The organism is Mesorhizobium sp. M0208, from assembly GCF_040322015.1.
Classification (GTDB): Bacteria; Pseudomonadota; Alphaproteobacteria; order Rhizobiales; family Rhizobiaceae; genus Mesorhizobium.
The window spans coordinates 1-26672 of the sequence record NZ_JAMYSP010000015.1 but is presented as its reverse complement, the minus strand read 5'-3'; the positions used below and the strand labels follow the sequence as shown (position 1 = coordinate 26672).

23 protein-coding genes and 1 pseudogene are annotated in these 26672 nt (G+C 58.9%); 10 read left to right on the top strand and 14 right to left on the bottom strand.

What is annotated here, in order from left to right; all coding sequences use genetic code 11:
- The first annotated feature begins 100 nt into the window (after nt 1-100).
- The 9 genes and pseudogenes from NKJ17_RS16750 to NKJ17_RS16710 all read left to right on the top strand — a co-directional run bounded on the left by NKJ17_RS16750 (nt 101) and on the right by NKJ17_RS16710 (nt 10608).
- A complete protein-coding gene (locus NKJ17_RS16750; RefSeq protein ID WP_352689454.1) occupies nt 101-1228 on the top strand; it encodes an S-(hydroxymethyl)glutathione dehydrogenase/class III alcohol dehydrogenase in 1128 nt (375 codons plus the stop codon).
- 169 nt (nt 1229-1397) lie between these two features.
- Complete coding sequence (gfa, locus tag NKJ17_RS16745) at nt 1398-1967, top strand: S-(hydroxymethyl)glutathione synthase (protein WP_352689453.1); 570 nt, start codon at nt 1398-1400, stop codon at nt 1965-1967.
- Nucleotides 1968-2070: 103 nt separating this feature from the next.
- Nucleotides 2071-2457, top strand: coding sequence for a RidA family protein (locus tag NKJ17_RS16740; RefSeq protein ID WP_352689452.1), 387 nt, complete (start codon nt 2071-2073; stop codon nt 2455-2457).
- A gap of 342 nt (nt 2458-2799) precedes the next feature.
- Nucleotides 2800-4008 (top strand): aromatic ring-hydroxylating oxygenase subunit alpha, encoded by a 1209-nt coding sequence (locus NKJ17_RS16735; protein ID WP_352689451.1) that lies wholly within the window; start codon nt 2800-2802, stop codon nt 4006-4008.
- Nucleotides 4009-4072: 64 nt separating this feature from the next.
- On the top strand, nt 4073-4969 hold the full coding sequence (locus NKJ17_RS16730; RefSeq protein WP_352689450.1) for a PDR/VanB family oxidoreductase: 897 nt from the start codon (nt 4073-4075) through the stop codon (nt 4967-4969).
- Nucleotides 4970-5540: 571 nt separating this feature from the next.
- Nucleotides 5541-7129 (top strand): annotated as a pseudogene (locus NKJ17_RS16725) (ABC transporter substrate-binding protein).
- 3 nt (nt 7130-7132) lie between these two features.
- Nucleotides 7133-8089 (top strand): ABC transporter permease, encoded by a 957-nt coding sequence (locus NKJ17_RS16720; protein WP_352689449.1) that lies wholly within the window; start codon nt 7133-7135, stop codon nt 8087-8089.
- A gap of 9 nt (nt 8090-8098) precedes the next feature.
- Nucleotides 8099-8923: an ABC transporter permease gene (locus NKJ17_RS16715; protein WP_352689448.1), complete on the top strand. Its 825-nt coding sequence runs from the start codon at nt 8099-8101 to the stop codon at nt 8921-8923.
- Nucleotides 8923-10608, top strand: coding sequence for an ABC transporter ATP-binding protein (locus tag NKJ17_RS16710; RefSeq protein ID WP_352689447.1), 1686 nt, complete (start codon nt 8923-8925; stop codon nt 10606-10608). The genes NKJ17_RS16715 and NKJ17_RS16710 overlap by 1 nt, the downstream gene beginning before the upstream one ends.
- 259 nt (nt 10609-10867) lie before the next feature.
- Here the strand turns inward: NKJ17_RS16710 and NKJ17_RS16705 are convergent, their stop codons facing one another.
- From NKJ17_RS16705 to NKJ17_RS16670, 8 genes are all read right to left on the bottom strand, one after another.
- Complete coding sequence (locus NKJ17_RS16705) at nt 10868-12214, bottom strand: aspartate aminotransferase family protein (protein ID WP_352689446.1); 1347 nt, start codon at nt 12212-12214, stop codon at nt 10868-10870.
- A gap of 53 nt (nt 12215-12267) precedes the next feature.
- A complete protein-coding gene (locus tag NKJ17_RS16700) occupies nt 12268-13275 on the bottom strand; it encodes a Gfo/Idh/MocA family protein (RefSeq protein ID WP_352689445.1) in 1008 nt (335 codons plus the stop codon).
- Between the two features lie 150 nt (nt 13276-13425).
- Nucleotides 13426-14271: a fumarylacetoacetate hydrolase family protein gene (locus NKJ17_RS16695; RefSeq protein ID WP_352689444.1), complete on the bottom strand. Its 846-nt coding sequence runs from the start codon at nt 14269-14271 to the stop codon at nt 13426-13428.
- Nucleotides 14272-14286: 15 nt separating this feature from the next.
- On the bottom strand, nt 14287-14964 hold the full coding sequence (locus NKJ17_RS16690) for a hypothetical protein (RefSeq protein WP_352689443.1): 678 nt from the start codon (nt 14962-14964) through the stop codon (nt 14287-14289).
- Between the two features lie 17 nt (nt 14965-14981).
- Nucleotides 14982-15566: a fumarylacetoacetate hydrolase family protein gene (locus NKJ17_RS16685; protein WP_352689442.1), complete on the bottom strand. Its 585-nt coding sequence runs from the start codon at nt 15564-15566 to the stop codon at nt 14982-14984.
- 561 nt (nt 15567-16127) lie between these two features.
- Nucleotides 16128-16304, bottom strand: coding sequence for a hypothetical protein (locus NKJ17_RS16680; RefSeq protein WP_352689441.1), 177 nt, complete (start codon nt 16302-16304; stop codon nt 16128-16130).
- The gene (gene scpB / locus NKJ17_RS16675) at nt 16301-17017 is read right to left on the bottom strand and encodes an SMC-Scp complex subunit ScpB (RefSeq protein ID WP_352689440.1); all 717 of its coding nucleotides are present in this window, start codon (nt 17015-17017) and stop codon (nt 16301-16303) included. Before scpB ends, NKJ17_RS16680 begins: the two co-directional genes overlap by 4 nt.
- Before the next feature lie 3 nt (nt 17018-17020).
- A complete protein-coding gene (locus tag NKJ17_RS16670) occupies nt 17021-18043 on the bottom strand; it encodes a DUF1403 family protein (protein ID WP_352689561.1) in 1023 nt (340 codons plus the stop codon).
- Between the two features lie 124 nt (nt 18044-18167).
- On the opposite strand from NKJ17_RS16670, the gene NKJ17_RS16665 reads away from it, so the two are divergent.
- Nucleotides 18168-19280 (top strand): tyrosine-type recombinase/integrase, encoded by a 1113-nt coding sequence (locus NKJ17_RS16665; RefSeq protein ID WP_352689439.1) that lies wholly within the window; start codon nt 18168-18170, stop codon nt 19278-19280.
- Between the two features lie 16 nt (nt 19281-19296).
- Here NKJ17_RS16665 and NKJ17_RS16660 read toward each other — a convergent pair whose 3' ends face one another.
- From NKJ17_RS16660 to NKJ17_RS16635, 6 genes are all read right to left on the bottom strand, one after another.
- Nucleotides 19297-19641 (bottom strand): helix-turn-helix domain-containing protein, encoded by a 345-nt coding sequence (locus tag NKJ17_RS16660; protein WP_352689438.1) that lies wholly within the window; start codon nt 19639-19641, stop codon nt 19297-19299.
- 76 nt (nt 19642-19717) lie between these two features.
- Nucleotides 19718-19927, bottom strand: coding sequence for a hypothetical protein (locus NKJ17_RS16655; RefSeq protein ID WP_352689437.1), 210 nt, complete (start codon nt 19925-19927; stop codon nt 19718-19720).
- Between the two features lie 375 nt (nt 19928-20302).
- The gene (gene repC / locus NKJ17_RS16650) at nt 20303-21508 is read right to left on the bottom strand and encodes a plasmid replication protein RepC (RefSeq protein ID WP_352689560.1); all 1206 of its coding nucleotides are present in this window, start codon (nt 21506-21508) and stop codon (nt 20303-20305) included.
- 158 nt (nt 21509-21666) lie between these two features.
- On the bottom strand, nt 21667-22710 hold the full coding sequence (repB, locus tag NKJ17_RS16645) for a plasmid partitioning protein RepB (RefSeq protein ID WP_352689436.1): 1044 nt from the start codon (nt 22708-22710) through the stop codon (nt 21667-21669).
- Complete coding sequence (repA, locus tag NKJ17_RS16640; protein ID WP_352689435.1) at nt 22710-23912, bottom strand: plasmid partitioning protein RepA; 1203 nt, start codon at nt 23910-23912, stop codon at nt 22710-22712. The genes repB and repA overlap by 1 nt, the downstream gene beginning before the upstream one ends.
- Before the next feature lie 1535 nt (nt 23913-25447).
- On the bottom strand, nt 25448-26518 hold the full coding sequence (locus NKJ17_RS16635) for a site-specific integrase (protein ID WP_352689559.1): 1071 nt from the start codon (nt 26516-26518) through the stop codon (nt 25448-25450).
- Between the last annotated feature and the right edge of the window lie 154 nt (nt 26519-26672).

The following is a 26672-nucleotide window of genomic DNA, read 5'->3' as shown; positions in this document are numbered from 1 at the left end:
ATTGCGGACGATCTCCGAAGAGAACGGTCGGGCCTGCGATCCAGATTCTGCGGCGAGCAGAATTTGCCGGCGATTAAGATACATTTTGGGAGAAACCCTGATGAAAACCCGCGCCGCTGTCGCTGTCGCCGCCGGAAAGCCGCTGGAGATCATGGAGGTCGACCTCGACGGTCCGCGCGAGGGCGAGGTGCTGGTCGAGATCAAGGCGACAGGCATCTGCCACACCGATGAGTTCACTTTGTGCGGTGCCGATCCCGAAGGCCTGTTTCCGGCGATCCTTGGCCATGAGGGCGCCGGCGTCGTCGTCGATGTCGGCAAGGGTGTCACCTCGGTCAAGAAAGGCGATCACGTCATTCCGCTCTACACGCCCGAATGCCGGCAGTGCCCGTCCTGCCTGTCGCGCAAGACCAATCTGTGCACGGCCATCCGCGCCACCCAGGGCCAGGGCCTGATGCCCGATGGTTCATCGCGCTTCTCGATCGGCAAGGACAAGATCTTTCACTACATGGGCTGCTCGACTTTCTCCAATTTCACCGTGCTGCCCGAGATCGCGCTGGCCAAGGTCAACCCCGACGCGCCCTTCGACAAGATCTGCTACATCGGCTGCGGCGTCACCACCGGCATCGGCGCTGTGATCAACACTGCCAAGGTCGAGATCGGCGCGACAGCCGTGGTCTTCGGCCTCGGCGGCATCGGCCTCAACGTCATCCAGGGCCTGAAACTTGCCGGCGCCGACATGATCATCGGCGTCGATTTGAACAACGACAAGCAGGAGTGGGGCGAGCGGTTCGGCATGACGCATTTCGTCAATCCAAAGGAGATCGACGGCGATGTCGTGCCCCACCTCGTCAACATGACCAAGCGCGGCGCCGACCAGATCGGCGGCGCCGACTACACCTTCGACTGCACGGGCAGCACCAAGGTGATGCGCCAGGCGCTGGAAGCCTCGCATCGCGGCTGGGGCAAGTCGGTCGTCATCGGCGTTGCTGGCGCCGGCCAGGAAATCTCGACGCGGCCGTTCCAGCTGGTCACCGGGCGGACCTGGATGGGCACTGCCTTTGGCGGCGCGCGCGGCCGCACCGACGTGCCAAAGATCGTCGACTGGTACATGGACGGCAAGATCGAGATCGACCCGATGATCACCCACACGCTGAAGCTCGAGGACATCAACAAGGGTTTCGACCTCATGCATGAGGGCACGTCCATCAGGAGCGTCGTGGTTTACTAGGACGCGTCCGGCAGGCGCGGATGCAAGTCGGCGTCCGGCCGCGTTCCACTGAATCTGCGTATGACCAGCCAAAATCGTTCAGCCTTGGCGGATCATACGCTGTAAGAGCGACACGCCGCGGACCAACCGGCCCGCGACCTCTGTGGTTCACAACATGGGAGGAAAAGACATGGCGGAAAAATTGCATCCGAAAATCGACAATGGGCTGCCCAAGGAAAGCGCAAGCTTCGCCGGCGGCACGCTGGTCTGCGCCTGCACCAGCAAGCCGGTGAAGGTGAAGGTCAAGGGCCAGATCGCCCACAACCATGCCTGCGGCTGCACCAAATGCTGGAAACCAGACCGTGCGGTGTTCTCGGTCGTGGCCGTCGCCGGCACCGGCGACGTCACCGTCACCGAGAACGGCGACAAGCTGAAGGTGGTCGACCCCTCGGCGCTTATCCAGCGTCACGCCTGCACCGGCTGCGGTGTCCATATGCACGGGCCAGTCGAGCGCGACCATCCGTTCAAGGGCCTGTCCTTCATCCATCCCGAACGTTTTGAGGAAAACGGCTGGTCGCCGCCGGGCTTTACCGCTTTCGTCTCGTCGATCATCGAATCCGGCGTCGACCCGAAGCGGATGGACGGCATTCGCGCGCGGTTGAAGACAATCGGGCTCGAGCCTTATGACTGCCTCAACCCCGGTCTAATGGACTACATCGCCACCTGGACGGCGAAAAAGTCCGGCGCCCTGCCAGAATAAGCTAATAAGCCGCGAACCGGAGCCCGAGCCTCGGCGTGACGCGCACGATCGTCACTTCGTTCTGTCGCTCGACAACAACAAATTCGATGATGAACCGACTGGTTTGAAGGGAAGACCATTGAAATCGACCGCAATAGAACCTGCTACTTTGCACATTCCTTCAGCTCCGTTTAGCCAAGCCATGCTCACGCCATCTGGCGCGGACTGGCTTCATGTTTCTGGACAGCTTTGTGCTGAAGGATCCTGTGAGGAACAAGCTCACACAGTTTGGGACCAAATAGCGGCTTTGCTTAAGGAAGCCGGAATGGAGATCGACAACCTTACCAAGATCAATCAGTATATCGTCGCGGGCACGGACGTTTCCGCTTACACCAGAGTGCGAAATAAGTTTCTCGCCGGTCATCGCCCTGCCAACACGCTGGTCTTAGTACCGGCGTTGGCTGCACCGGGAGCGCTTGTCGAGGTAGAGGTAATAGCCGCCAAATTCTAGGCTGCCAATTGTCGGCGCAAACGGGTCAGGCCGCGCTTGGACATGGCCTGACGTCACCCTTTTTACGCATTGTCGTGCGCACGCGACGATCGTGGCGGCTGCATTTGATCGGCCGGTGATCAACCAAGCGCGATCGGCCGATCCCTGGCAGCGGCCCTACGTCCAGCACCTGCGCTATGGCCCTACGCAGCAAGCCCGCGCACCAATTCCGGCAAGGTGGGATCGAGTTCCAGATTGAATACCGTTCCACTGACGATTGACTTTCGGCGTAGGATTTTGTAGCAAATACTCACCCCCAACGTTCGAATAGTCCAGCAGAGAGAAGTTGCCGAGATGGAGAATATGGCTGAAAAGACGGTTGTGGAGTTGGCGGCCCTTCAACGGCCTGGGCATTCACTCGACCGCGTCTTTTACGTTGACAACGATATCTTCGAGCGAGACATCGAGGTGATTTTCGCTCGACAGTGGCTTTTCGTTGACCATGTCTCGCGCATACGGACACCGGGGGATTTCATAACTTTTGAGATCGGCGGCGACTCGATCGTCATCGTGCGCGGCACAAACGGCGAAATCTTCGCGCACCACAATGTCTGCCGGCATCGGGGCAGTATAATTTGCCAGAAACCAGAAGGGAAGGTCCGGACGTTTACCTGCCCTTATCACGGCTGGGTTTACGATTTAAGTGGCCGTTTAATGCACGCCAAGAATATGGGCGAAGGGTTTGATCGCTCGAAGTGGGGGCTGCACTCATGTGCAGTGCGTGTGACCGCGGGATTGATCTTCATTTACCTTGGGAACGAGAAGGACGCCCCTGATTTTGCTGGGATGGAAGCGGATGTGCTCCCCTATCTGGAGCCGCATGGGCTGACGAGAGCAAAGATCGCTCACACTGAAGTGTACACAACACTCGGAAATTGGAAGCTTGCGGTTGAGAACTTTCGAGAGTGCTATCACTGCGTAATGGCACATCCGGAATACACAGCGGTTAATGCATATGTCAAAACGAATGATGCCGTTCCAGGGTCGTTTGAGGCGAATGTTCTTCCCGCATGGGAAGCGGCCGCCAGGGATGAAGGATTCGTGGTGGGGTCTGTCGCCCTTGCCACTGGACTTCAGCCATATCAAGTCAGGCGGCGGCCGATCCGCGATGGGTGGCAAACCGCTTCCAAAGACGGCCAACCGGTTGCTCCCCTCATGGGAAACCTGAAGAAGTTCGATGGGGCCGAAACTGCCGTGGACTTTATGCCTCAGTTCGGACTTCATAGCACCAGTGACCACACAACCCTAATTCGTTTCACCCCGATAGATCCGACGCACACGGAGATGCGGCTCACTTGGCTGGTGCACGAAGACGCAGTCGAGGGGACGGACTATGACGTGGAGCGACTGAAGTGGATGTGGCATGTGACCACCCTGCAAGACGCAGAGCTCATCGCCAACAACCATCGAGGGGTGACTTCGCGCCACTACACTCCGGGCCTATACTCGGTTCGGGAGGAAATGACGGCAGCGTTTATCGCTTGGTACTTGAATAGGCTGATCAACGAGTAGTGTTGTGAGGACACTCAGGATCAGTCGATGCGTAGATGAGGCCCTTGGCATACGCTCTTACGAGATGGCAGACCCTGACGGCGCGCTTCTTCCTCCTTTTGAAGCCGGTGCCCACATAAATTTGCACTTGCCCGACGGCCGCACACGGTCTTACTCACTGTGCAACGATCCTCACGAACGCCAGCGCTACGTTATCGCTGTTCTTCGCGAGCCCGCCGGGCGCGGCGGCTCTGTCTACGTGCACGACAACCTTGCCGTGGGCAGTCAAGTTCAAATCTCAGATCCCCTGAACAATTTTCAGCTGATGGCGGGAGCTAGTATCTATACCCTAATCGCCGGAGGTATTGGCATCACACCAATTTTGTCGATGGCCCGTTATCTCGAGAGAACAGGCGCGGCATACTCGATTCACTACTGTGCTCGAAATCCTGAGCGAGCCGCCTTTCGAGAGATTCTTGACGCGACACCCTTTAGCCGACGCACGGTGATGCACTTCAATGGCGAACATTCCGGGAAAAGACTCGACCTCGCTTCCCTGCTCCGTGAACGGGTGGAAGGACAGCAAGTATATTGCTGCGGGCCTGCTGGTCTCATTGAAGGTGTTAAAGCCGCCACATGGGATTGGCAGGCAAACTCCGTTCATTTTGAACGGTTTAAGATAGACCCGACTCTATCAACCGGGTCAGGACAGGACTCGACCTTCGAAATAGAGATCGATTCAACCGGACAAATCTTGAACGTCCCGCCGCAAAAATCCATTCTGCACGTCCTACGCGAGAACGGGATATTCCCTGATAGTTCATGCGAAGAGGGAATTTGTGGGACATGCGCAACAGGTCTTCTGGGCGGAACAGCAGATCACCGCGACTTCGTCTTGACCGATGAAGAGAAGGCGTCGCAAACCGTCGTGATGATTTGTTGCTCGCGCGCGGGTTCCAGGCGCCTAAAGCTCGACCTCTAGGCCGTTCCTGTCGATTTGTGCTCAGCTACGTAGCCCTGGCTCTTATACGCTTAACGGCTGAATCGGATCTTTAGGGCCCAACCAAGGCCGCTGTTCCGGAGACTATTGGTGAGTGTCTATCGGGTTTAGATCGCTTGGCAGGCAGCATTGACCTGTGCCCCTGCGCAGAGCCCTGTCGGCCGGCCCGACCGCTGATTTACCGTCCGCAGCTCATGTGAGCGTCGACCGCAGCCAATCCCTAAATCCGTTAGATCGATACGTCGTCGTGCCCTTGTTTGAGCCGCAAAGCAAAACTTTACCGCAGCCCTTGACGGTATTTTGAAACGGTGATCTAGTTGGAACGGGCTTCCACTTTGGGCACGGTAGCTCCATACCGGTAGCGTGCGCTCGGGGCCATCTAATGGCTGCCAGGCATACGAAAATAGGAAGGACGTTCATTCGTTTTGTCGGCGGCCTGTGTGCCCCAGGCCCGTAACAGAGTTCGGCAATTCACATCTTATCCACGCCTAAATGCTGGATAGACCGACTGAGAAACTACTTATCACTGCTAAGAAACGACAGGGGAAGAGTAATGAAAAACGATGAGTTCAGTCATGTCGCAGAAATTGCCGGAGAAGCCGGGTATAGCCGTCGGGGCTTCCTCCAACGGACCATGGCTCTAGGTCTCGCCGCGGCCGCCGCAAATAGCATGTTCGGCACCGGCGCAAACGCGGCCGCGCCAAACAAAGGTGGTACCCTGACAATGGGGCTCGGGGGCGGAGGTACAACAGACTCCCTGGACCCTGCACTGGCTTCCAACGGCGTCGCCCTCGTTTACCTCCACACCTTGGGTGAGACCCTGGTCCAAGTCTCACCAAAGGGCGAAGCGGTACCCGCCCTTGCCGAAAGCTGGGAAAGTTCGGTCGATGCCGCCACTTGGACATTCAAAATTCGCAAGGGCGTCGAGTTTCACAATGGTAAGACGATGTCGCCGGACGACATCGTGAAGACAATTCAGCGCCATTCCGACAAGAATTCCAAGTCGGGCGCCTTCGGCATCCTTCAGCAAATCGCGGACGTGAAGGTGGATGGCAGCAATGTCGTCATTTCGCTTAAATCCCCCAACGCAGATCTGCCCTATTTAATGTCCGATTGGCATTTGCTGATCCAGCCTGGTGGGGGAATAGACAAGCCGGACGCAGGGATATTCAGCGGCGCCTACAAGCTGAATAGCTTCGAGCCGGGCGCACGCATCCAGATGGAAAAGTTTAAGAATTACTGGGATCCGACCGTCGGTCATTTCGACGCGGTCAATATCCTAGTGATAAACGATTCGACCGCGAGGAATTCGGCGCTTCAGTCTGCCCAAGTGGACATGGTCAACCTGGTCGAACCACGCGTTGCCGGGCTTCTCAAGCAGGCACCGAAGGTCATCGTTGAGTCAGCAGTTGGCCGCGCATACAACTGCTTCAACATGTTCTGTGACACTACTCCCTTTGACAACTACGACCTCCGGATGGCGCTGAAGCTGGCGATCGACCGTGAGGAAATGCTGAACAAAATTCTTGCCGGTTACGGGTCGATCGGCAACGATTCCCCCATCAATGCATCCTATCCGCTGTTTGACGACTCCATCCCGCAGCGCGCCTATGACCCGGATAAAGCCAAGTTCCACTATAAGAAGTCCGGCCATGACGGCTCGATCCTGCTGAGGACCTCCGACGTCGCCTTCGCCGGGGCCGTCGACGCGGCCCAGTTGTTCCAACAAAGCGCAGCTAAGGCAGGCATTAACATCGAACTCAAGCGCGAGCCGAGCGACGGCTATATGACCAAGTCTGGAACAAGGAGCCCTTTTCGGCCGGAGAGTGGAGCGGTCGGCCTACGCAGGATCAGATATACTCAACCGTCTATTTCTCCTCGGCGAATTGGAACGATACCCGTTTCAAGGATCCAAAGTTCGACGCGTTGATCTTGAAAGCGCGAGGCGAACTCGACAAGACCAAGCGCAAGGATATTTATCGCGAAGCGAACCTGATCCTGCGAGACCAGGGGGGACTGATCACCCCGATGTTCAAGAGCTTCATTAAGGCCTACCGCAGCGACCGTGTCGCTGGATGGGAGGAAAACCCCAATATGGACATGATGAACGGTAAGGCCGCCGTCCTGTGCTGGCAGGCCTAAGAGGTGAGTCTCGTCTTAAGACTGGTGGCCCAGCGCATTGCGCTGGGCTTCCTCCTTTTGTTGGCCGTTTCGGTCCTGATCTTCGCCGGCACCCAGATCCTGCCCGGCGACGTCGCGCAAGCCATTCTCGGACAATCGGCAACACCGGAGTCGCTCGCCAATCTGCGCGAGCAGCTCGGCCTCAACGATCCCGCCTATATCAGGTATTTCCACTGGCTCGGCGGCGTCCTGACCGGCGATCTCGGCACGGCGATGTCGAGCGGCCAGGATATTGCGACGTCGATCAAGGGACGATTGTGGAACACGCTGTTCCTCGCCTTCTGGGCGGCGATCGTCGCCGTGCCGCTGGCGATCATCCTCGGCCTGATCGCGGTGCGCTACCGCAATGGCTGGGTCGACAAGCTGATCTCCGGACTCGCGCTCGCCTCGACATCGTTTCCCGAATTCTTCATCGGCTACGTGCTCGTCTATTTCTTTGCGGTGAAATATCAATGGTTCCCAGCCATTTCGACCGTCTATGACGGCATGCCGTTCGGCGAGCGCATGCAGGCGATCGCGTTGCCGGCGACGGCGCTGACGCTGGTGGTGCTCGCCCACATGATGCGCATGACGCGTGCGGCGATCCTCAATGTCATGCAGTCGGCCTATGTCGAGACGGCGGAGCTCAAGGGGCTTTCGGCATTCAACGTCATCCGCAAGCATGCCTTTCCGAACGCCATCGCGCCGATTATCAACGTCGTCATGCTCAACCTCGCCTATCTCATTGTCGGCGTCGTCGTGGTCGAAGTGATCTTCGTCTATCCGGGCATGGGGCAATATCTCGTCGACCACGTCACCAAGCGCGACGTGCCGGTGGTGCAGGCGGTCGGCCTGATCTTCGCCGCCGTCTACATCAGCCTGAACATCATTGCGGACATTGCGGCGATCATCGCCAATCCGCGTCTCAGACATCCGAAGTAGGGGGCGGGTATGCTCGATATCAAACGCATCCCCATCCCGGCGCTGATCGGCATCGTGCTGACGGCATTGTTCGTGCTGGCGGCGATCTTCGCACCGTTCATCGCGCCGCACGGCAATGGCGAGATCGTAGGCGATGTCTGGGAACCGATGTCGGCGACCCATTGGCTGGGCACCGACAATCTTGGCCGCGATCTGTTGTCGCGCATGATCTACGGCGCCCGCATCACCTTGTTCATCGCGGTGCTTGCCACCGCGCTGTCCTTCTCGCTCGGCGCCATCCTCGGTTTCTCAGCCGCGGTTTTCGGTGGATGGTTCGACACGCTGCTGTCGCGTCTTGTCGATCTCTTGATGTCGATCCCCACGCTGATCATGGGCCTCGTCGTGCTCTCCGTGCTGCCAACCAATCTGGTGACGCTGATCCTGGTCATGGGCATACTCGACTCGACCCGCGTCTATCGTCTGTCGCGGGCGGTCGCGGTCGACATCAACGTCATGGACTATGTCGAGGCGGCCAAGCTGCGCGGCGAAGGCAGCGCCTGGATCATCTTCCGAGAAATCCTGCCCAACGCGCTGTCGCCGCTGGTTTCGGAACTCGGCCTGCGCTTCATCTATGCCGTGCTGTTCCTGTCGACACTGTCCTTCCTCGGCCTTGGCGTGCAGCCGCCGGACGCCGACTGGGGCGGCATGGTCAAGGAAAACAAGGACGGCATCGTCTTCGGCATAGCGGCGGCCCTCATCCCGGCGGCGGCGATCGCGATGCTGGCGATCTCGGTCAACCTGGTCGCCGACTGGGTGCTCAACCGCACGACAAGCCTGAAGGGAGGACGCGGGTAATGGCCGACAAGCAACCGAAACCCGGGCAACCGAAATCCGGCTTGCTGCTCGACATCCGCAATCTGCGCATCGAGGCCACCGTCTTCCCGCCGGGCGAAGCGCCGAAGAACATCGTGCTGGTGCACGACGTCTCGCTGACGCTGGAAAAGGGCAAGGTGCTTGGCCTGATCGGCGAATCCGGCGCCGGCAAGTCGACCATCGGCCTGTCGTCGATGGGCTATGGCCGCGGCGGCGTGCGCATCACTGGCGGGGAAGTCATCCTCAACGGCCGCGATATCCTGAAGGGTGGCAAGGAAGGCTTCCGCAAGCTGCGCGGCCGCGAGGTCTGCTATGTCGCGCAGTCCGCCGCAGCTGCCTTCAACCCGGCGCACAGGCTGATGGACCAGGTGGTCGAGGCAACGCTGCTGCACGGCACGGCGACTCGGGCAGAGGCCGAAAAGCGCGCCATGGCCCTGTTCAAGAAGCTCAGCCTGCCCAATCCCGAAACCATCGGCCAGCGTTTCCCGCATCAGGTCTCGGGCGGCCAGCTGCAGCGCGTGATGACGGCGATGGCGCTGTGCTCGGAGCCGGACCTGATCGTCTTTGACGAACCAACCACGGCGCTCGACGTGACAACGCAGATCGGCGTGCTGGCGGCAATCAAGGATGCCATCCGCGACACCCATGTGGCGGCGCTCTACATCACCCACGACCTCGCCGTCGTCGCCCAAGTCTCCGATGAGATCATGGTGCTGCGCCACGGCCGGATGGTCGAATGCGGCGGCACCCACCAGATCATCAAGGAGCCGCGCCAGGAATACACCAAAGCGCTGGTCTCCGTTCACGATATCGAACATGCCGAGCAGAAGCCGGGCGCCACCCCGTTACTATCGGTAAGAAACGTCACGGCCGCCTATGGCGGCGGCCACGTCAAGGTGCTGAAGAACGTCTCGGTCGATATCTACCCCGGGCAGACGCTGGCGGTGGTCGGCGAGTCCGGCTCTGGCAAGTCGACGCTGGCGCGGGCCATCACCGGGCTTTTGCCGCCGAAGCAAGGCAGCGTTACCTTCGACGGGCGGCCGCTCGCCAACCGGCTTTCCGACCGGCCGAAGGAGGATTTGCGCCAGTTGCAGATGATCTATCAGATGGCTGACGTGGCGATGAACCCGCGCCAGACCGTCGGCACCATTATCGGCCGGCCGCTGGAGTTCTATTTCGGCATGCGCGGCAGGGAACGCGACAAACGCGTTGCCGAACTGCTCGACGAGATCGAGATGGGCAAGGGGTTTGTCGACCGCTACCCCGCCGAGCTTTCCGGCGGCCAGAAGCAGCGCGTCTGCATCGCCCGCTCGCTCGCCGCCAAGCCGAAGCTGATCATCTGCGACGAGGTGACATCGGCCCTCGATCCGCTGGTGGCCAACGGCATCCTCAAGCTGCTCTTGAATTTGCAACAGCACGAGAAGGTCACATACCTCTTCATCACCCACGACTTTGCAACCGTGAAATCCATCGCCGATTCGATCGCGGTGATGTATCGCGGCGAGGTTGTGCGCTACGGTGCCAAGAGCAAAGTGCTGATGCCGCCCTTTGATCCCTATACCGACTTGCTGCTGTCGTCAGTGCCAGAGATGCGACCTGGTTGGCTGGATGAGGTTCGCGACGCGGTAACAACCGACTTCGCGAAAATGGCGGAGATGTCGGATTAGCGTACGTCTCGCATCAGGACGTTAGAGATGGCACCGAAAAGTTACAAATGAAAACCGGAGATACCAGACAGCTCCGGTTTCATATTTCTCATCGACATAACTTTCGTAGGTGGGCTCGTCCGGCTAATCCAGATTATGTAGTGATGCTCTCCAACGGTGACCATACCGCAATGGCCAGCGGCCGCGGCGACGCAACGCCATCGGGAACAGTAATCGTTCCCGATGGCGCCGATAGCGACTACAACCCTCTACCTAGCGTCTACGCCGCCTTTGCGCCTACCTCTTCCAAGCCTATCGCTATAGCCTCACTTAGCAATCCCGAGATTGTCTCGACATTTTCCGGAGTCGCGATCAGAGGTGGGCAAATAACGACGTGGTCTCCGACATGGCCGTCAACGGTTCCACTCTGCGCATGTGTGATCAGACCCTTAGCTTGTGCGCTTTGATAGATCTTCGAGCTCAAGCCGAGCGCCGCCGCGAACGGAGCCTTCGTTTCCCTATTTTCGACGAGTTCCAACGTCATGAGCATACCTCGACCTCGTATGTCGCCGACATGCGGATGTTGAGCAAACCGGTCTTTAAGCTGAGCGGCTAGCACATTTCCTGTTGCCTTTACGTGGTCAAGAAAGCCAGGAGCACGCAGAATCTTTTGCACCGCAACTGCTGCCGCACATGCCGTGGCGTGCCCGGAATAGGTGTATCCGCCCTTGAAAGTTCCTGAGCCGCCTACAATGGCGTCGTAAATCTTCTGATTCACCATGGTCGCGCCAATTGGCTGGTAGCCAGCTGCAATGCCTTTTGCAAAGGTCAGAAAGTCGGGAGCCACGCCATCCTGCTCGCAAGCATGGAGAGTACCGGTTCGGCCCAAGCCACAGAAAACCTCATCCAAGATGAGTAGGACACCATATTTGTCACAGATCTCACGAATACGCTTGAAGTAACCCGGAACAGGCGGAGTCGCACCGCTCGTAGTACCGGTCACAGTTTCTGCGACGAAAGCCATTACGCTTTCGGGCCCGAGCCCAAGAATTGCCTGCTCCAATTCATTGGCTGTGCGCAGACCGTATTGTTCCGGCGTCTCGCCTTCCAATCGGCCTCGGTATTCATAGCAAGGCGAAATGTGAAAGACGCTTGGGGATATGTCTTCAAATGGTGTTCGACGTGCCACCTGGTATCCAACGCTTAGCCCCGTTAAGCCGGCTCCGTGGTAACTGCTCCGGCGTCCAATTACTTTTTTCCGCCTAGGATCGCCGATCTCCACAAAATATTGCCGAGCCATCATGATGGCTGTTTCCACCGCTTCTGACCCACTGTTTGTGAAAAAAACACGAGTTAGGCCTTCCGGAGCATCAGTCGTCAAAATGGATGCAAGTTCCTCGAGCGGTTCCGAGGTAAACATCCCGGCGTGGAAGAAAGCCATTTCACCGACTTGATGCCTAATGGCGTCAATTACCTCTTGTTGACTATGGCCGAGGCATGAGACGCAAGCGCCGCCGGCGTAGCCGTCGATGTATCGCTTGCCATCTCGGTCGAAAATGTACATGCCGTCACCCTTGACGGCGACAGGAAGATGCCGCTTAGGAATTCGGTGGAACACGCTGCTCATATCAGCTCTCCTTGATTGGTTCTCATTCGAAACGGGGGCCGGATACTAAGACTTTAGGTCGAGAGGCGGATTGTTCGCCCCCCCTCAGCCGCTGATATGTAGGCGGCTTCGACAAGCTCCAGCACGCCAGCCGCGTCCTGGAAATTTGCTATTGCGGCGCTGCCTGCCTTCAAAGCATCAAGCACATGTTCGACGAATTTGGAGTAACAGGGCTCGAGTTCGAAATCGGCAGCCACAAATTCATGTTCGACACCCGCTCTTATGTCTTTGATGACTTCGATGCCCTTATCAACGGACCGCAAGAACCGGTCGCTGGACCGAATAGAGAACGAAAAGTCACGTTGCATGCCAGGGGCACTGGGGAATGTGTATCCACATTCGATTGTGCCGATAGCCCCGGATTCGTTTTGAAGCGTGACGGCAATGAAATCTTCGATGGACAACTCGTTGATGTGTGATGTGGCAAAAGCCGATACCGCGACGATCCTGCTTTCACTTAAGGAGTGGAAAAGGTCGACCATATGCACACCAACGTTGATTAGTGGCCCACCGCCGGCGATATCGCGCTCCAGCATCCAAAGATTGCCCGCCTGCCTATAACGGCTTGGCGGTCCAGCAATGAACCGAAAGCTGGCGTGGTCAATTTTTACAGGAACTCCTCCACTGCGAATGACCCTCATCGTGTCACTCAAGCGGAAGATAAAAGGAACTGCTACAAATGCCTGCTTCTGGGCCGCTTTCTCGGCGAGCTGTCGAACATCAACAGATCTTATCCCACACGGCTTTTCGATCGCGAAGGGAATGTCGTGATCCAACAACAGGTTAGCTGAAATAGGCATGTCGATGTGCCGGCCAAAGACAAATGCCAGATCTGGCCTCACCTGGGCGATAAGCTCCTCGCAACTTGCAAAGCACTTTGTCTTTAATTTTTGAGCGAGGGCGGGTCCGGTCGTTCCTGTGGGATCGGAGATGCCTACAAATTCGACGTCGGCTTTGAGCAGGGCGTCGAGGTAGAGCGGAACGTGCCAATGGGCCGTATCGATCAATGCAACTTTTATCAAGGGAGCATCTCCTTTGCGGCAAGCCATAGTGAAAGTGCTTCGACTCCTTTTCGGTACCGCAAGGGCCGTGCCGGATCTTGAGCCGCTCATAATCCTTGGCGCCAAGTGCGTCGCGGCACCGGTCCCCGTCGAGGGTATCAGGTCCGAAGGCTACCCACGGAGGACGACGGTTTGCCTTTGCCGGCCGAGCCCACTGGCCCCCAATTCCACCACATCGCCCGGCTGTAAAAATACCGGGGGTTTCATTCCGAGTCCGACACCATGGGGCGTACCGGTGGTAATGACGTCCCCCGGCTCAAGCGCCATGAACTGCGAGATGTATGAGATCAGATATTTGAATGAAAAGATCATTTTGGCGGTCGATCCTGACTGCCTCATGTCCCCATTAACCGTGAGCCAGAGATCCAGGCTTTGAGGGTCGGGAACCTCATCTGCCGTCACAAGCCAAGGCCCAAGGGGGCCAAAGCTCGGCGAGGATTTCCCTTTGATCCACTGTCCTGAACGATGGATCTGAAATTCGCGCTCGGAAACATCGTGGCAGACAAGATAGCCCGCCACAACCGACAACGCATCTTCTTCTGCCAGCTCAAAAGCATGCTCTCCAATGACGACGGCGACTTCCGCTTCCCAATCCAACATGCGGGATTTTGGTGGCATCAGGACGTCATCGTTCGGTCCAACAATGCACGACGGCGCCTTTGAAAAGACAACTGGCTCCTCAGGGATCGGAGTATTGGTTTCGATTGCATGATCGGTGTAGTTCAGGCCGACAGCGATAAAATGTCGAACATCGGCCACCGGAGGTCCTAAACGAACATTGCTGTCAATAGCGGGCAACGACGACGTATCTACTGAACGCAGCATCTCCAGGCCGGTGGGTGAGAGCGTTTTTGCGCCAATATCCGGAATCACACCACCGAGGTCACGGATAGTTCCATCATTGTCCAGCAACCCCGGCCTCTCAGACCCGGGTGCTCCAAATCGTAATAGTTTCATGACTTTTCCCTTAACCTACCCGGCCGCCGAATCGGTCTTCAAACGGGTGTACTCGAGTGAATAACGGCCGACCTGCGCCTGCCGTACCATTGGATGTTGGAGGACAGCCTGCACCGGTGCTTCCAGAGACTCCACGGTGCAAGCTTCCAAAAGCATGAACCAATTGGGCGGCGCATCAAAGTCCGTCCGCCCCTCACTCTCGGCAGTGCGCACCTCCGTAGCTTCTTCATCAGATTTGCATAAGTGCGCACCGGTTATGAGTGGTGCCTGCATAAGCTGGGATGCAAGCGATGAGAGTTCGCCGGCTACCTGCTCGTCGTTGACTGTCAAAGGATGGAAGCGCACTGTCGCAAGGACGCCGCCCGGTCCAGGTCCCTCCGACGACAAGACCCGCGCCAAACCACGAGACGTATTGAGAAAATGCGATGCCGCGCGTTTTGTCCAAGGCGTCGGGGCATTCAGGCGCTTGGCATATTCCTCGCCCTTTATGACGTCGAATTGCTCAACTTCGTAGAGCGTAAAGAACTCAGGATGGGTTTCCGTATCAGTTGCCCGATAGCGTCGCCCCCTTAAAAACCCAGAGATGCCGGTTCTCTCCGGCATGTGCTCGTGTATGTGCCACTGATAGAAGTCCTGGCGCCCGTCCTCGGATATTCCGTTCCAGATAGCAACCACGCCTTTGCCGCAGAGCATAAATCTCTCCCCAATTCTCAAAGCTGTTGAAATGCTACCGAGACTGGCGAGAACCCGTCAAACTCGGCTACTATCTCTTCACCGGATCTTGCTGTGTGAAAACCTGTGTAGCTTCCCGTCGTCACAATCTCACCGGGCCTCAAGACGAGCCCTCTTTCACGAAGATCGTTTGCGAACATGGTGAGGAGCCCAATAAGGTCTCCGTTTGGGTGCCCGCCCGAGCTTTGGCAGACGGTGATTCCGTTAATGCCGAGGCGAGCCTGGAGGGTGTTAAATGCCACATCTCTCCAGTTTTTGTTCATCGCACCAACGACCAGCGCGCCGTTCGAGAGCAGGTCCGCGATCATTGCGTTGCGAGGAGTCGAGAAGGCCGTCGTCCAGCGGCTGTCTACGATCTCGATTGCTGCGCAGGCCCCGTCGATTGCCTCAATAATTTGCTCTCTCGCGAAACGACCTTTGCCCGGAACTGGCTCGCGCGCGAAACGAAATGCAATTTCGCATTCCACACCACCGAGTCCGTAAGTCGTTTGAGAAACGGAGGCCGGACTATGAAGGAGGCGGCTCGTAATGATGGGGGCAGATATTAGGTCTCCATCGGGCAAGGCAGCCACCTTCCAACCCACGATGGGGACTGACAATGTGCTGACGACCTCATGTTGGATACTTAGAGCTTGAGCGCGGCTCAGAGCCTCAAGTGTGGATAAGTCGGCCCCGACGCGCTGGCCACCTTGGTGGGCAGCGACGAGACTTTGTGCGAGGGCACTCGAGGTTGCGGATGTTGTGTTTGACATGGCATATCATCTGGAATGGCGTTTCATTATTGTCATTACGCTTTTCCATTGACGAGGTCAACCGCGTCGGTCATGCCTTTCGCTGGTCGGCGGCTGGAACGTTAGAGTGCCAAATTATCGGTGGGCGGGAACGCGGGGGGTCGGACCAGGGACCCTCGCCCGGCCTCGGCCGGATTGATACCGGGCCGGGGGCGCATTGACAAAAAGAAGCGGGGGCATCACTGTCAGCTCAATTGACACCAGTGCCCCTATTATACGGCGAGCGACAGCCTCTTTCCTGCCATATCAGGCGCCTGCAACGCTGCCGAAGCCATCGCTTGTGGTCCAATTCCTTCCCTGCCTAAACGACCGCGTCTACTTTTGTTGCCCGCTCTATCGCTTCGCGGCATCCTCGCGGCCGCCGGCATCGCGCGTCACGCCCGCGATGTCGGCCTTCGACAGGCGCAAGAGGAACGAAGCTTCCGGTGCCATCATGCCAAGTTCGCCCATGAGGTTCAGGTCTCCGCACTGCATCACCTTCACGGTCTTGGCGAGAAGGTGCGGATTCACGCCGGTTCTTCAACGCCATCGTCGGGAAATGCGGAGACAAGGTCGCCCGCCAGCAGCTTCTCCTTCGACAGAAGCCCGGCATCCTCAAGGGCTTCAATGTCGGGAAGATCGCGCAGTGTGTCGAAGCCGAACTCCAGCAGGAATACTTTCGTCGTCACATAGGTATAGGGCGCGCCCGGTGTCGGGCTGCGTGGACCGGAGGCGATCAGGCCGGCGCCGCGCAAATTGCCGATCAGATCGCGAGAAATCTCCTTGCCGAAGAAGGAGGACAGTTCGGCGCGGGTGATTGGCTGGAAATAGGCGATGCACATCAGCACCAGCACCTCCGACTGCGAGAGGTTTTTTTGCTCCTGCTCGTTCGTGCCGATCGCAGCGCGAATGGCGTCGCCGTAGGCCGGCCGGGTCAGGTGCCGAAAACCGCCGGCGACGGCGACCAGATCGTAGGGCCGGTCACGCAGTTCCTCCCGGATGTCGTCAATCAAAAGATCGATGCTGCAGCTCTTGCCGACAATGCGCGCCAGCATTTCGCAGCTGACCGGTTCGCTGGCCGCGAAGATCGTCGCCTCGACGCGGTTCATCCATTCGCGCCAGCGCACCTCCGGCGGCAGATGATCCAACTCCCGGTCAAACAAATGGTCATTTGAACGACCGTCGCGTGGCCGACCTTCGCCTCTTCTTCCCTTGCTCTTCGCGCCCGGCGCCGCCTCCGACATCGCCTAAAGCCCGTAGATGCGGAACGTCAGGCGGCCGGACAGCTCGCGCACGGCCCCAAGATCGACCAGCCGGTCGAACAGGCGCCGCAGGCCACGGTCGCTCATCGCGGCCTTTTTGTCCCCGCGCGACGCGACGAGCGCGTCGTCGGATAGCAGCTGTTGGACAATAGCGTCCGCACCCTTTGCCCTCAACTTCGGCGCGATGGCGAGCAGGCGGTCGGCGCGGCGCTCCAGCTCGACCGACAGATCGATCGCCCGCAGTGCCGCGCGAGCCTGGGCGGCGAGCAGACCTTTTGCACGTCCACTGTCCGGCTCGCTGGCCGCTATGCCTGACGCCGCGCGGCGCGGGCGAGCCGCGCCTGTTCCAAAAACCTGCTCGGCGCCGAGCAGCGGCACGGCATGTACCCAGCCCAGCCGTTGGGCGAGCAGGGCGTCGGCCAGCCATGCTCCGACGCCGCTCCCGAAGCCATGACGCAAGGCGGCCGCGACCGCACCGGTCAGCATTTCGACCGTCCCGGCGCTGGCGCCGAGTTGGCGAAACTCGTCCACCAGACTGCTGACCACCTCCTCGTCGTGGGCATGGCCAAATTCATCCAGCACCGCGGCGAGTGTCTTCTTCGTCAGAAGACCCTCTGCGGGCCGACCGGCGAGCCGGCGCCAGGCGACCAGCCAAAGACCGGCGGGACCGAGGGTCGTCGACCCTGACAAAATATCGCCGGGGCGGGCGAACAGCACGGCGTCGCGTAAGGCAGCCTCATCCTCGACGCGCCCCGTCTGCCGTGCGGTCACCGCCGCCGCGGACAGCGCCAGCCGCTGCCGCCATACGCCGGCCCACCGCTCCTGCCGGCGCACCACAGCGTCCAACGCGCCGATCGCGGCTCCGGCGGCGATTGCAGCATCTTCAACGGTTCGCGCCGAGTCGACCGCCCGGCGCAGCCAGCTTGGTACCGGCGTCGCGGGAGCGGACAGCCGGAGCCCGGGAGACTGGGCATGGTGGCGCGGGGAGGGTTCGGGGCGAAGAATCATGCCCGACAGGATGAATCGACGCGGCGCTTTTTGCAAGGCGTGACGGCCAAAACCGCCGCGCCTGTCGGCAGGCTTTCATGTCCGGTAATGCCTTATCGGACATAAAGCGATAGCCTGCCAAACCATGCAAGATTCCCGGCAAAAGCCCGCCAAAATCGACGCAACGGCTGACAACGGTCCCGATGGTGACCTGCCCGACATCGTCGATCTGGTGCTGGAAATGGGCGCCCCGCGGGCGCCAACGCGTCTGGAATCCCTCGTCGAGACTGCGACAGCTTACGCGAAGGCCGCCAGTTCCGAGAACACGCAAAATGCCTACGCCAAGGACTGGCGGCACTTTTCCTCCTGGTGCCGCCGCGAAGGGTTCGAGCCGCTGCCGCCCTCCAGCCAGGTCATCGGGCTCTATATCGGCGCCTGTGCGTCAGGCACCGCTGCCGGCGATCCGAAGCGCCGGATCCCTCCCCTCTCCGTCGCAACGATCGAGCGACGTCTCTCCGGTCTCTCTTGGAATTTCACCCAGCGTGGCCAGCCGATGGATCGCGCCGATCGGCATATCTCGACCGTGCTCGCCGGCATTCGCCGCAAGCATGCAAAGCCGCCGCGGCAGAAAGAAGCTGTGCTCGGCGACGACATCAAGGCGATGGTCGCCACGCTCGGCCACGATCTGCGGGGCCTGCGCGACCGGGCTATTTTGCTCCTGGGCTTCGCCGGCGGACTGCGCCGCTCGGAAATCGTCGGCCTCGACGTCGTTCGCGACGACCACAGCGACGGCGCCGGCTGGATCGAGATTTTTCCTGACCAGGGTGTCCTGGTGACGCTGCGCGGCAAAACCGGCTGGCGCGAGGTCGAGGTCGGCCGCGGCGCCTCCGACCAAACCTGCCCCGTCGCCGCGCTTGAGACTTGGATCCGTTTTGGCCGCATCGCGAGTGGCCCGCTCTTCCGGCGTATCTTCAAGGACAACAAGACCGTCGACCTCGAGCGGCTCTCCGACAAGCATGTCGCCCGCCTGGTCAAGCAGACCGCGCTCGCCGCCGGCGTCCGGTCCGATCTTCCGGAAGGGGAACGTGAGCTGCTGTTCTCAGGGCACTCGCTGCGCGCCGGCCTCGCCTCCTCGGCCGACATCGAGGAGCGTTACGTGCAAAAACAGCTCGGCCACGCCTCGGCCGAGATGACCCGCAGATATCAGCGCCGTCGCGATCGGTTCCGGACCAACCTCACCAAGGCATCCGGGCTTTGAAAAGCCCCTCCCCTGCTCAGTGCGCGGCTGCAGGAGTTTTGTTGTTGCGGTTGGCCTCGGCATCATTGGGCGATAGAGCACGCAGCACCGCCTCAGGCTCGCGGTCCATGACGCGAAGCAGAGTTCGGGCAGCGCCACTTGGCTGGCGCTTGCCCTGCTCCCACTTCTTGTAGCCGGACGGGCTTGTTCCCAGCACGGTCGCCATCTCATCCTGTGTCAGGTCGAGCTTCTTGCGAATGGCTTTGGCGTCGACCGCGCCAACATCGACGCTGTGTAACTTAACACCGGCAACGTCCTTGCCCTGCGCGTGCGCCAGAGCTTCCGACATAGACTGGATCAGATCAGCGCCGAATTTTGTCATCTCGCTCATGTCCTGCTCCTGTTCGCTGCCTTGATCGCTTTGGCGAATGCAGCAACCGCCTTGGCTTCGTCGGGTTTCAGGTCAACCTTTTCATTCTTGCCGTACGCCAACAGCGCGTAGATCGGTGACACCATTGTTCATCAAGCAGGCGGCGGAGCTGTTTAGCGAGGATGAGCGGAAGGAACTGATCGACTTTCTCGCTGCAAATCCGCAGGCGGGTGATGCGATTCCAGGTGCCGGGGGCGTTCGAAAGATGCGATTCGGCGGTCTCGGCGACGGTCTGCATACGCTTCCTATAACCCAATGGGTTATATATGACCCATCGGTGGGCAGAGTCAATGGCCGATCCACCGAGACACAGCTTCCGGGTTTGTACAAACCGCCTTTTTCGAAATTGAGAGACGCAGCAAATGGCTACCGAGGTCCGAAATCAACGTTCTGCTCGACCACAGGGCCGGAAAAATTGCAATGCGCGCGTTTCAACGGACGAACGAGCGACGGAAGCGCAACAAATAGAACTCCTCGCAGCCGGCTGCGAGGAAATTGTGCGGGAGCACGGATCCGGTGCATCAGACCTCGGCCAGCTTCGATGGCCAAGAACTCGCGCGATCGAGCCTGATTGAGACACGCGCAGCAGCCCGAAATCGTGGTCTCCACACATTCATCCCGCCATCCTTACCGTCGCCCCATTCGCCTTCAACGCAGCCATCAGCATCGGGCCGACCGAAAACTCCCCTTCCCTCGCCTTGTCCGTCAACGCCCGCAAGTATCCGCCAGCCGAGTTGATGTGCTGCGCTCTCTGCAGGATGCACGCGATCACGATCGCGGCGGTTTCTTGACCCATCGTATGGCAGGCATCCTCATAGGCAGACGGCGAAACGCCAAGATATCCGCGCACTTGGGCCGTCGTTATCATGAAATCGCGCCAGTTGCCGATCCCGTCGACTGCATAGTCAGCAATTTCCGGGCAAGCTTTCAGGACTAGCCCAAGCGGATACCCTCTCGGCTTCTCGGCCTCTCGTCGTTCTGACTCGACCGCCGCCCTGCTTTGTTCGAAAGCCGGTTCAAATTCAAAAATAGAGTCGGTATTTGAATCAGATTGCTGCCGCTCGCTTTGAGAGGCATTGCCGATCGGATTCGTAGATTTCATATGGATTTCCAGCAGGTTATCCACTTCGTCACGCAACGAGGCCAGATCGGCCACGATAGCTTCCAGGCCTGCAATGCAAGCTCGGCGCGGAATTCCCTCCACAACGCCGCGGAAACGCTTCCACAGGCCTCCCCAGTCGCCCGGCACATCTTCCTCAACGGCCGCCTCGATCAGCTTGTGGATGTCACGGCGGTGCAAGGTGATCCGCTCGCGCATAAGCCTGAGCGCCCTGTTGTCGGCGCGAACATGCTCAGCCGCCGCCTCGAACTCGTTAGCACGAGCCAGCAGCGGTGCCAGGGAGAAGCCAAATGCTTCCTCAATCTCCCCTCCCCTGCCCTTCCGCGCATAACGCTTGCCGTTCGGGCTGTCCCGACGGATGATTAAACCGCTGCCCACAAGGGCCGCCATGTGCCGCCTGACTGTGGGTTCGGGCATCCCATGAGCTCTAAGGGACAGCTGTGCATTCGAGGGAAACACGATGAGGCTGTTTTCCTCACTCAGTTCGCTGTCAGGATAGAATGATAGCAACGCATTCAGGACGGCCAGAGCGCGATCGCCGATGCCGACGATGCTCTTGCCCTCGCAGAGGTTGCGGTAGACCTGCCATTTGTCGACGACACTGCCCTTGGGAATCTCACGTGACTCGTTTTGGGCTGCCAGCATGGCAAGCGACATCGGCCGCCGCCCAAAGGGCGTCGTTGCAATACCCGTCTCCATTTCTTCCTTCGCCTTCAATTAGGCAAAAGAAATCCGTCCGCCGAACCGACGCTTAAAACTCTTGACACTGATTCGCGGAAATGAGATTCTCGGCTTGCTAGAACACGAGAAGGGCTTCCGCGACGGTTTCGTTCGGGGGCCTTTTTCTTTTGCGGTCTCTATTCTCCTGGTGCTTCCATGTTGGACTTCCGGAAGGCCTTATAAAGGTCGTCCAGTTGCCCGGTGATGAACTCGGCGAAAAGCGGGCCGTCAGCCGATTCCAACGTGACAGTGGCCTTTTTCGCCGTCTTCTTCAGGGTGACGCTAATTGTTTTGTCATCAGGAACCCAGGACTTGGTCGACGCCTTTTGAGCAAGCGTCGTCTCTTTGCCCGCGCTCTTTGCTGACAGATGTCGAGCCAATATCTCCAGCCTGTCATCGCTGGTAGCAGCCTTGAAATCGGGAGAGCTAATGAGCTCCCTGACAGACACACCACCTACCCTGATTTTCTTGGCGAGGTCATACCAACGGTCTCGGCCGCTATTCTTGGCAGCTCCGACAGCTTTGATGATTTCGTCCGGAATGTCCTTGGTGACCGATATCATCTTCGAGACAACGGTCTTGTCGACAGACAGCGCTGCCATGATGACGTCGCGATCGTACCTATTGCGCTCCAGGTTGCTGGCAAAGACGGCCTTCTCAATAAACGAGAGATCCGCCCTCGCGCTGTTCTCCTGACCCTGTGCGATTACATGATCTTTGTCGCTAAGATCCTTGACGACGGCCCTCACTGGTCTTCCGAGAAATTCGGCCGCTCGTGTACGCCGATGGCCGAAAACAGTCATGTAACGGCCGTTCACTCCGGGATGCGGTCGCACTAGGATTGGGCTGTCCTGCCCCCGCTGGCGGATGGCTTCTACCAGTTCTTCGAAGCCTTCCTTGTCGTCGTCCATACGGTCGGCGACGAACGAGACATCGATTGTGTCGGGATCGAGATCGACAACGGTCTCGCCTTCGAGAAGCCGGGCTTCGAATTCTTTGGCTGTCTGCGCCTTCTCAGCCAACTCGTCGATCGACCTTGTGATGGCCCCGAAGGCTCCCCGGCTCCGGTTTCGCTCAAGCGCTGGTGACATTGCTGTGAGGGAATTTTCCACGACGGGAGCCGAGTTGACTGCAGTCAACTTTCGGTCCGTCAGCGAGCTCAGCAGATTCTTTCTGGACATTATCGACCCCATGCCCTGTGGATCAGGCCCGTGATCTCGGTATTCACCCGATGCAGGGATTCCATTGCACGGTCATAGGTTGAACGGGTGAATTGGGCCCGTTCGACCTCGTAAAGTGATTGCTTTGTGATCCCGGCATCGGAAATAGCAGTGCTCTTGAGCATCTCATTTACGAGTACATGCTGTTTGAAAAGCGAACGCATGAAGGCGACCATCTGGCTCTGAGGTCCGTCTGTCGGCTCGTAGCGGGTCACCAGGTACCGCAGCCAATCAAGCCGCATATTCGCACCCGCCCGCTTCAGGGTCCCCATGACCTCGCCCATCATCAAAAGGAACTGACACATCGACATCACATCAAGCATTTGCGGATGCACGGTGATCAGAATGCCTGTCGACGAAGAAAGCGCCGTCAGCGTCAGGTAGCCGAGCTGTGGAGGGCAATCGATGATGACAACATCATAGTTTTCTGCCACGTCAGCCAATGCGTCGTCGAGCCGCCCAAAGAAGATCCGTCCCATCGACCCATCTTTCTGCGACAGGGCGAGGGGGGTGTCATATTCGAACTCCTGGAGCTCGAGGTTCGCAGGAACGATATCCAGACCTGGGAAATTCGTCTTTTGAACAAGCTCTGATAGCGGCTTACGTTCGGCATCGTAGCGGAGGGATTCGTAGAGGGATTCGTTGTGATCGATTTCGGGTTGAAAACCGTGCAGGGCAGAGAGCGAGGCTTGAGGATCGAGGTCGATGGCGAGCACGCGATGTCCCGTGAGCGCCAGATGTTGCGACAGGTGGGCGGCCGTCGTGGTTTTGGCAGAGCCGCCTTTGAAATTTACTACCGCAATGATCTGCAAGTGTTCGATCCCGCGTCGGTGGGGAACATATTTCGCCATCGTGCGACTGTTTTTGTCGAGGAAATGCCTCATCTCCAGTAGCTGATCGGCGGTGTAGGAGCGACGGCCTGACGGTGTTACTATCGGCTGTGGTCCTTTGCCTTCGAGTGACAAATTTTTCAGATACCCGCTTGTTACGCCGAGATATTGAGCGGCCTCCGACAACTGGAGTGGCCGGAGAGTTTTCTGGGCGTTTGGTGGGAACATTTCCAGCCGATGCTCGTGAAGCATGGCAGACAACTCACGAGCCTGCTCGGTCAACAGCACATCGACCTCTGCGATCTCCTCACGGTGCGACGGCTTCATATTCATCGAAATATCCCGCACATGCGATTTGAAGCCCACTCCGGCCCACTAACCGCATGTAGCTCCGATTCTTTCGATCCGGCAAGAATTTTAATGTTAACGAAAGGTTAACGAGGTCCAGTTCTCGGCAAGTTGACTGCAGTCAACTTAGCCGCCTCAACTCGACTCACGCGAAACCCACCCGCTAGTCGCCTCTAATCCCACTCATAGGCGGGAGCAGGCGGTCAGACCAATCCTATGTGCGGTCTGGGCGTCGAGAAAAATAAGCCATGCGAGGACCTCGTGTAACTTGCCGACTTTTGTCGGCATATCTCCATAAACAATTTCCGCCTGCGAAATGCTCCCAAGTTCAAGCATGCCTTCGTTGCGATGTTCGCCGGCTATGCCGGATTATCGGCGCCCCGCTTCGCCAAAACGTGGAGTAGAACTCGACGATGTCGTTGCGGGCTATTGAGCGGCGCAGCGCAGCGAACGATTGGCGGCCCGGGTACTCCGTCGCGTCACCCACGAGTCAATGGTATGGCGCAGGAGATCGGAACCTTGCTGGTTATAATTGCGGACGGCACGTGCGTGAAGGCGATGCTCGTTCACCTCACGCGTACACTGCACATCCGGTATCTGACGACTGCTTCTTCGAGCCGGCCATACCGCATTGCTTTGGTCGGTCAGCGGACTCGCAAGCCAGCCCATTCTGTCGAACTGCGCCTCTGATCGCTCCCAGTTCCTGCACCGCACGTCGTCATCCAGCAGGCTACGATCCGGCGGGATCGGGACCGAATGCGCAAGCTAATCTCGCCGCTCCTCGAGGAATGGTCTTGACCCGGTCAGCACGACGACCGAGCAAGCACACCCTGCGAAGCGCGGCTTGTCTTTAGGGAACGCAACACGGGCGGGCGGGCGCTCGCCTGACGCCACCGCTGACCGGCGCGGTCCCTCGCCGCCAGAAAGCTGCCGGGAACGCCGCCCCGCACCCAAAGGGGTTCAACTGTTCAGTCGGTATCTCCAGTCCCCAATCGGATGCATTTCAAGATAGGCGATGCGGCCTGCGAGCGTCTCGCCAGTCTACCGGTGAGATCGATGGAAGCGGAACAAAGCACCAGAAAGCGCCTGGCCTTCTTGTCTCTGCGGCGCCGGCGGTCGGCCAAACCACGAAGATTCTGGAAGAGGTTGGGAAGCCGATGGACCTCATCCTGGATTGCCAACTCGTCCTCATACTCGCAAGGTACAGCTCCAGGCTCCACCCAACTTGGTTCTGTCCGCATCGGATTCGAGATTGAGATCGATCGACGGCCGTGTCTCGGCAATTTCGAACCCAACGGTAGTCTTGCCGACTTGGCGCGCCCATAACGCCACTGCCGGCTTGGTGTCTATCAGTTCGGCGAGTTGCGTTTCGATGCCCGGGCTTGATCATCCTCGCAATTACGGAGTGCAATTCCTGATTTGCAAGGACGGACTGGCAAGATCGGTCGGCGTTGAACTATCGGCACGGAACCCCGAATTGGGAGAGGTATGCCAGGATGGCAGGGAGGGGACTTCTTCCTCTATAATCCCGACGCCTTGGTTAGGTTGATCCGAAACCGGTCGCGCCGCCGCTGATATCTGCGGGTCATCTCAGCGCTGGTGTGGCCGAGCTGTTTCTGCACATAGCGTTCATCGACCTCGGCCGAGGAGGCGAGGCCAGCGCGCAGCGAATGGCCGGAAAACTTTTGGCCGCGTTCGCCTTCCGACAAGTCACCGCGCACGCCGGCAGCGAGCGCCGCGCGCTTGACCAGCCGCGCCACCTCCTGGTCGTTCAATCGCTCGGCGCCGACAGCCTTGCCTTGTCCGGTGACCCGCCGAAACAGCGGTCCATGCCCGATCCTTGCAAATTTCAACCAAGTCTGCAGGGCAACGACAGGGCAGGTCGCATCAGATGAGCCGCGGCCGACCTCCACTTCACGCCACCCGGTCTTGCCGCGCAGCGTAACCAGCACCCCTTTGTCCGGGAAAAACTCGATCCAGCCGCGGCCGTCCTCGGTTTGATCGCGCGCAACGTCGAGGCCGACGATTTCGGAGCGGCGCAAGCCGCCGGCGAAGCCCAGAAGCAACATGGCGCGATCGCGCAGGCCACGCAGCGTGCCACGGTCGAGCGTCTCCAGCATGGCGATGAGATCGTCGCGCAGGACGGCTTCCTTTTGTCGGGGAGGGGAGGCGTGGCTGTTGCGGATGCCGGCGAGCACGGTGGCAATGTGGCGGTCTTTCCTATCCAACGGCTGGCCACGCTGCGTATAATTCCAGGTCAAGGAAGAAAGACGACGCTCGATCGTCGCCACCGTTTTTTTGGCCCCTCCAGCCCCTGAAGCCTGCGCGGTGATGTAGAGACCGACGATCTGCGGATCCGGCGGCAACGGGTCAAAAGACTGGCGCCGGCACCAGGCGCAAAAATGCTTCCAGTCGGAGGCATAGGCGCGGCGGGTGTTGGAGGAGCTTGCCGCTTCCGCATAATCGCGAGCTCGATCGGCGAGCTTCTCCAGATGCGCCGGCAGGGGCGGGCCGCCATTCGCATGAGGTGCGACTACCGGCACGGTAGGGGAGGGGGCGTCCGTGTCCTCGCTCACCCCATCAAGTCCCATGGCACGGACGACCTCAATAACGTCCGGTAGATCGTCGTCCTGCGCGGAGCCTTTGGACCTGTCGGCGCCTGTCACTCTTCCTAGATGAGTGGACGGTATGTCTTTGTTTTGTAACATTCATCACTCATCCTAATCGAGTGGATTCGTCCCGGTT

Bases quoted from the DNA above. Each gene is read 5' to 3' on its own strand.
- NKJ17_RS16750 (WP_352689454.1), top strand. From the start codon at position 101: ATGAAAACCCGCGCCGCTGTCGCTGTCGCCGCCGGAAAGCCGCTGGAG.
- gfa (WP_352689453.1), top strand. From the start codon at position 1,398: ATGGCGGAAAAATTGCATCCGAAAATCGACAATGGGCTGCCCAAGGAA.
- NKJ17_RS16735 (WP_352689451.1), top strand. From the start codon at position 2,800: ATGGCTGAAAAGACGGTTGTGGAGTTGGCGGCCCTTCAACGGCCTGGG.
- NKJ17_RS16730 (WP_352689450.1), top strand. From the start codon at position 4,073: ATGGCAGACCCTGACGGCGCGCTTCTTCCTCCTTTTGAAGCCGGTGCC.
- NKJ17_RS16715 (WP_352689448.1), top strand. From the start codon at position 8,099: ATGCTCGATATCAAACGCATCCCCATCCCGGCGCTGATCGGCATCGTG.
- NKJ17_RS16710 (WP_352689447.1), top strand. From the start codon at position 8,923: ATGGCCGACAAGCAACCGAAACCCGGGCAACCGAAATCCGGCTTGCTG.
- NKJ17_RS16705 (WP_352689446.1), bottom strand. From the start codon at position 12,214: ATGAGCAGCGTGTTCCACCGAATTCCTAAGCGGCATCTTCCTGTCGCC.
- NKJ17_RS16695 (WP_352689444.1), bottom strand. From the start codon at position 14,271: ATGAAACTATTACGATTTGGAGCACCCGGGTCTGAGAGGCCGGGGTTG.
- NKJ17_RS16690 (WP_352689443.1), bottom strand. From the start codon at position 14,964: ATGCTCTGCGGCAAAGGCGTGGTTGCTATCTGGAACGGAATATCCGAG.
- scpB (WP_352689440.1), bottom strand. From the start codon at position 17,017: ATGTCGGAGGCGGCGCCGGGCGCGAAGAGCAAGGGAAGAAGAGGCGAA.
- NKJ17_RS16670 (WP_352689561.1), bottom strand. From the start codon at position 18,043: ATGATTCTTCGCCCCGAACCCTCCCCGCGCCACCATGCCCAGTCTCCC.
- NKJ17_RS16665 (WP_352689439.1), top strand. From the start codon at position 18,168: ATGCAAGATTCCCGGCAAAAGCCCGCCAAAATCGACGCAACGGCTGAC.
- NKJ17_RS16660 (WP_352689438.1), bottom strand. From the start codon at position 19,641: ATGACAAAATTCGGCGCTGATCTGATCCAGTCTATGTCGGAAGCTCTG.
- NKJ17_RS16655 (WP_352689437.1), bottom strand. From the start codon at position 19,927: ATGCAGACCGTCGCCGAGACCGCCGAATCGCATCTTTCGAACGCCCCC.
- repC (WP_352689560.1), bottom strand. From the start codon at position 21,508: ATGGAGACGGGTATTGCAACGACGCCCTTTGGGCGGCGGCCGATGTCG.
- repB (WP_352689436.1), bottom strand. From the start codon at position 22,710: ATGTCCAGAAAGAATCTGCTGAGCTCGCTGACGGACCGAAAGTTGACT.
- repA (WP_352689435.1), bottom strand. From the start codon at position 23,912: ATGAATATGAAGCCGTCGCACCGTGAGGAGATCGCAGAGGTCGATGTG.
- NKJ17_RS16635 (WP_352689559.1), bottom strand. From the start codon at position 26,518: ATGGGACTTGATGGGGTGAGCGAGGACACGGACGCCCCCTCCCCTACC.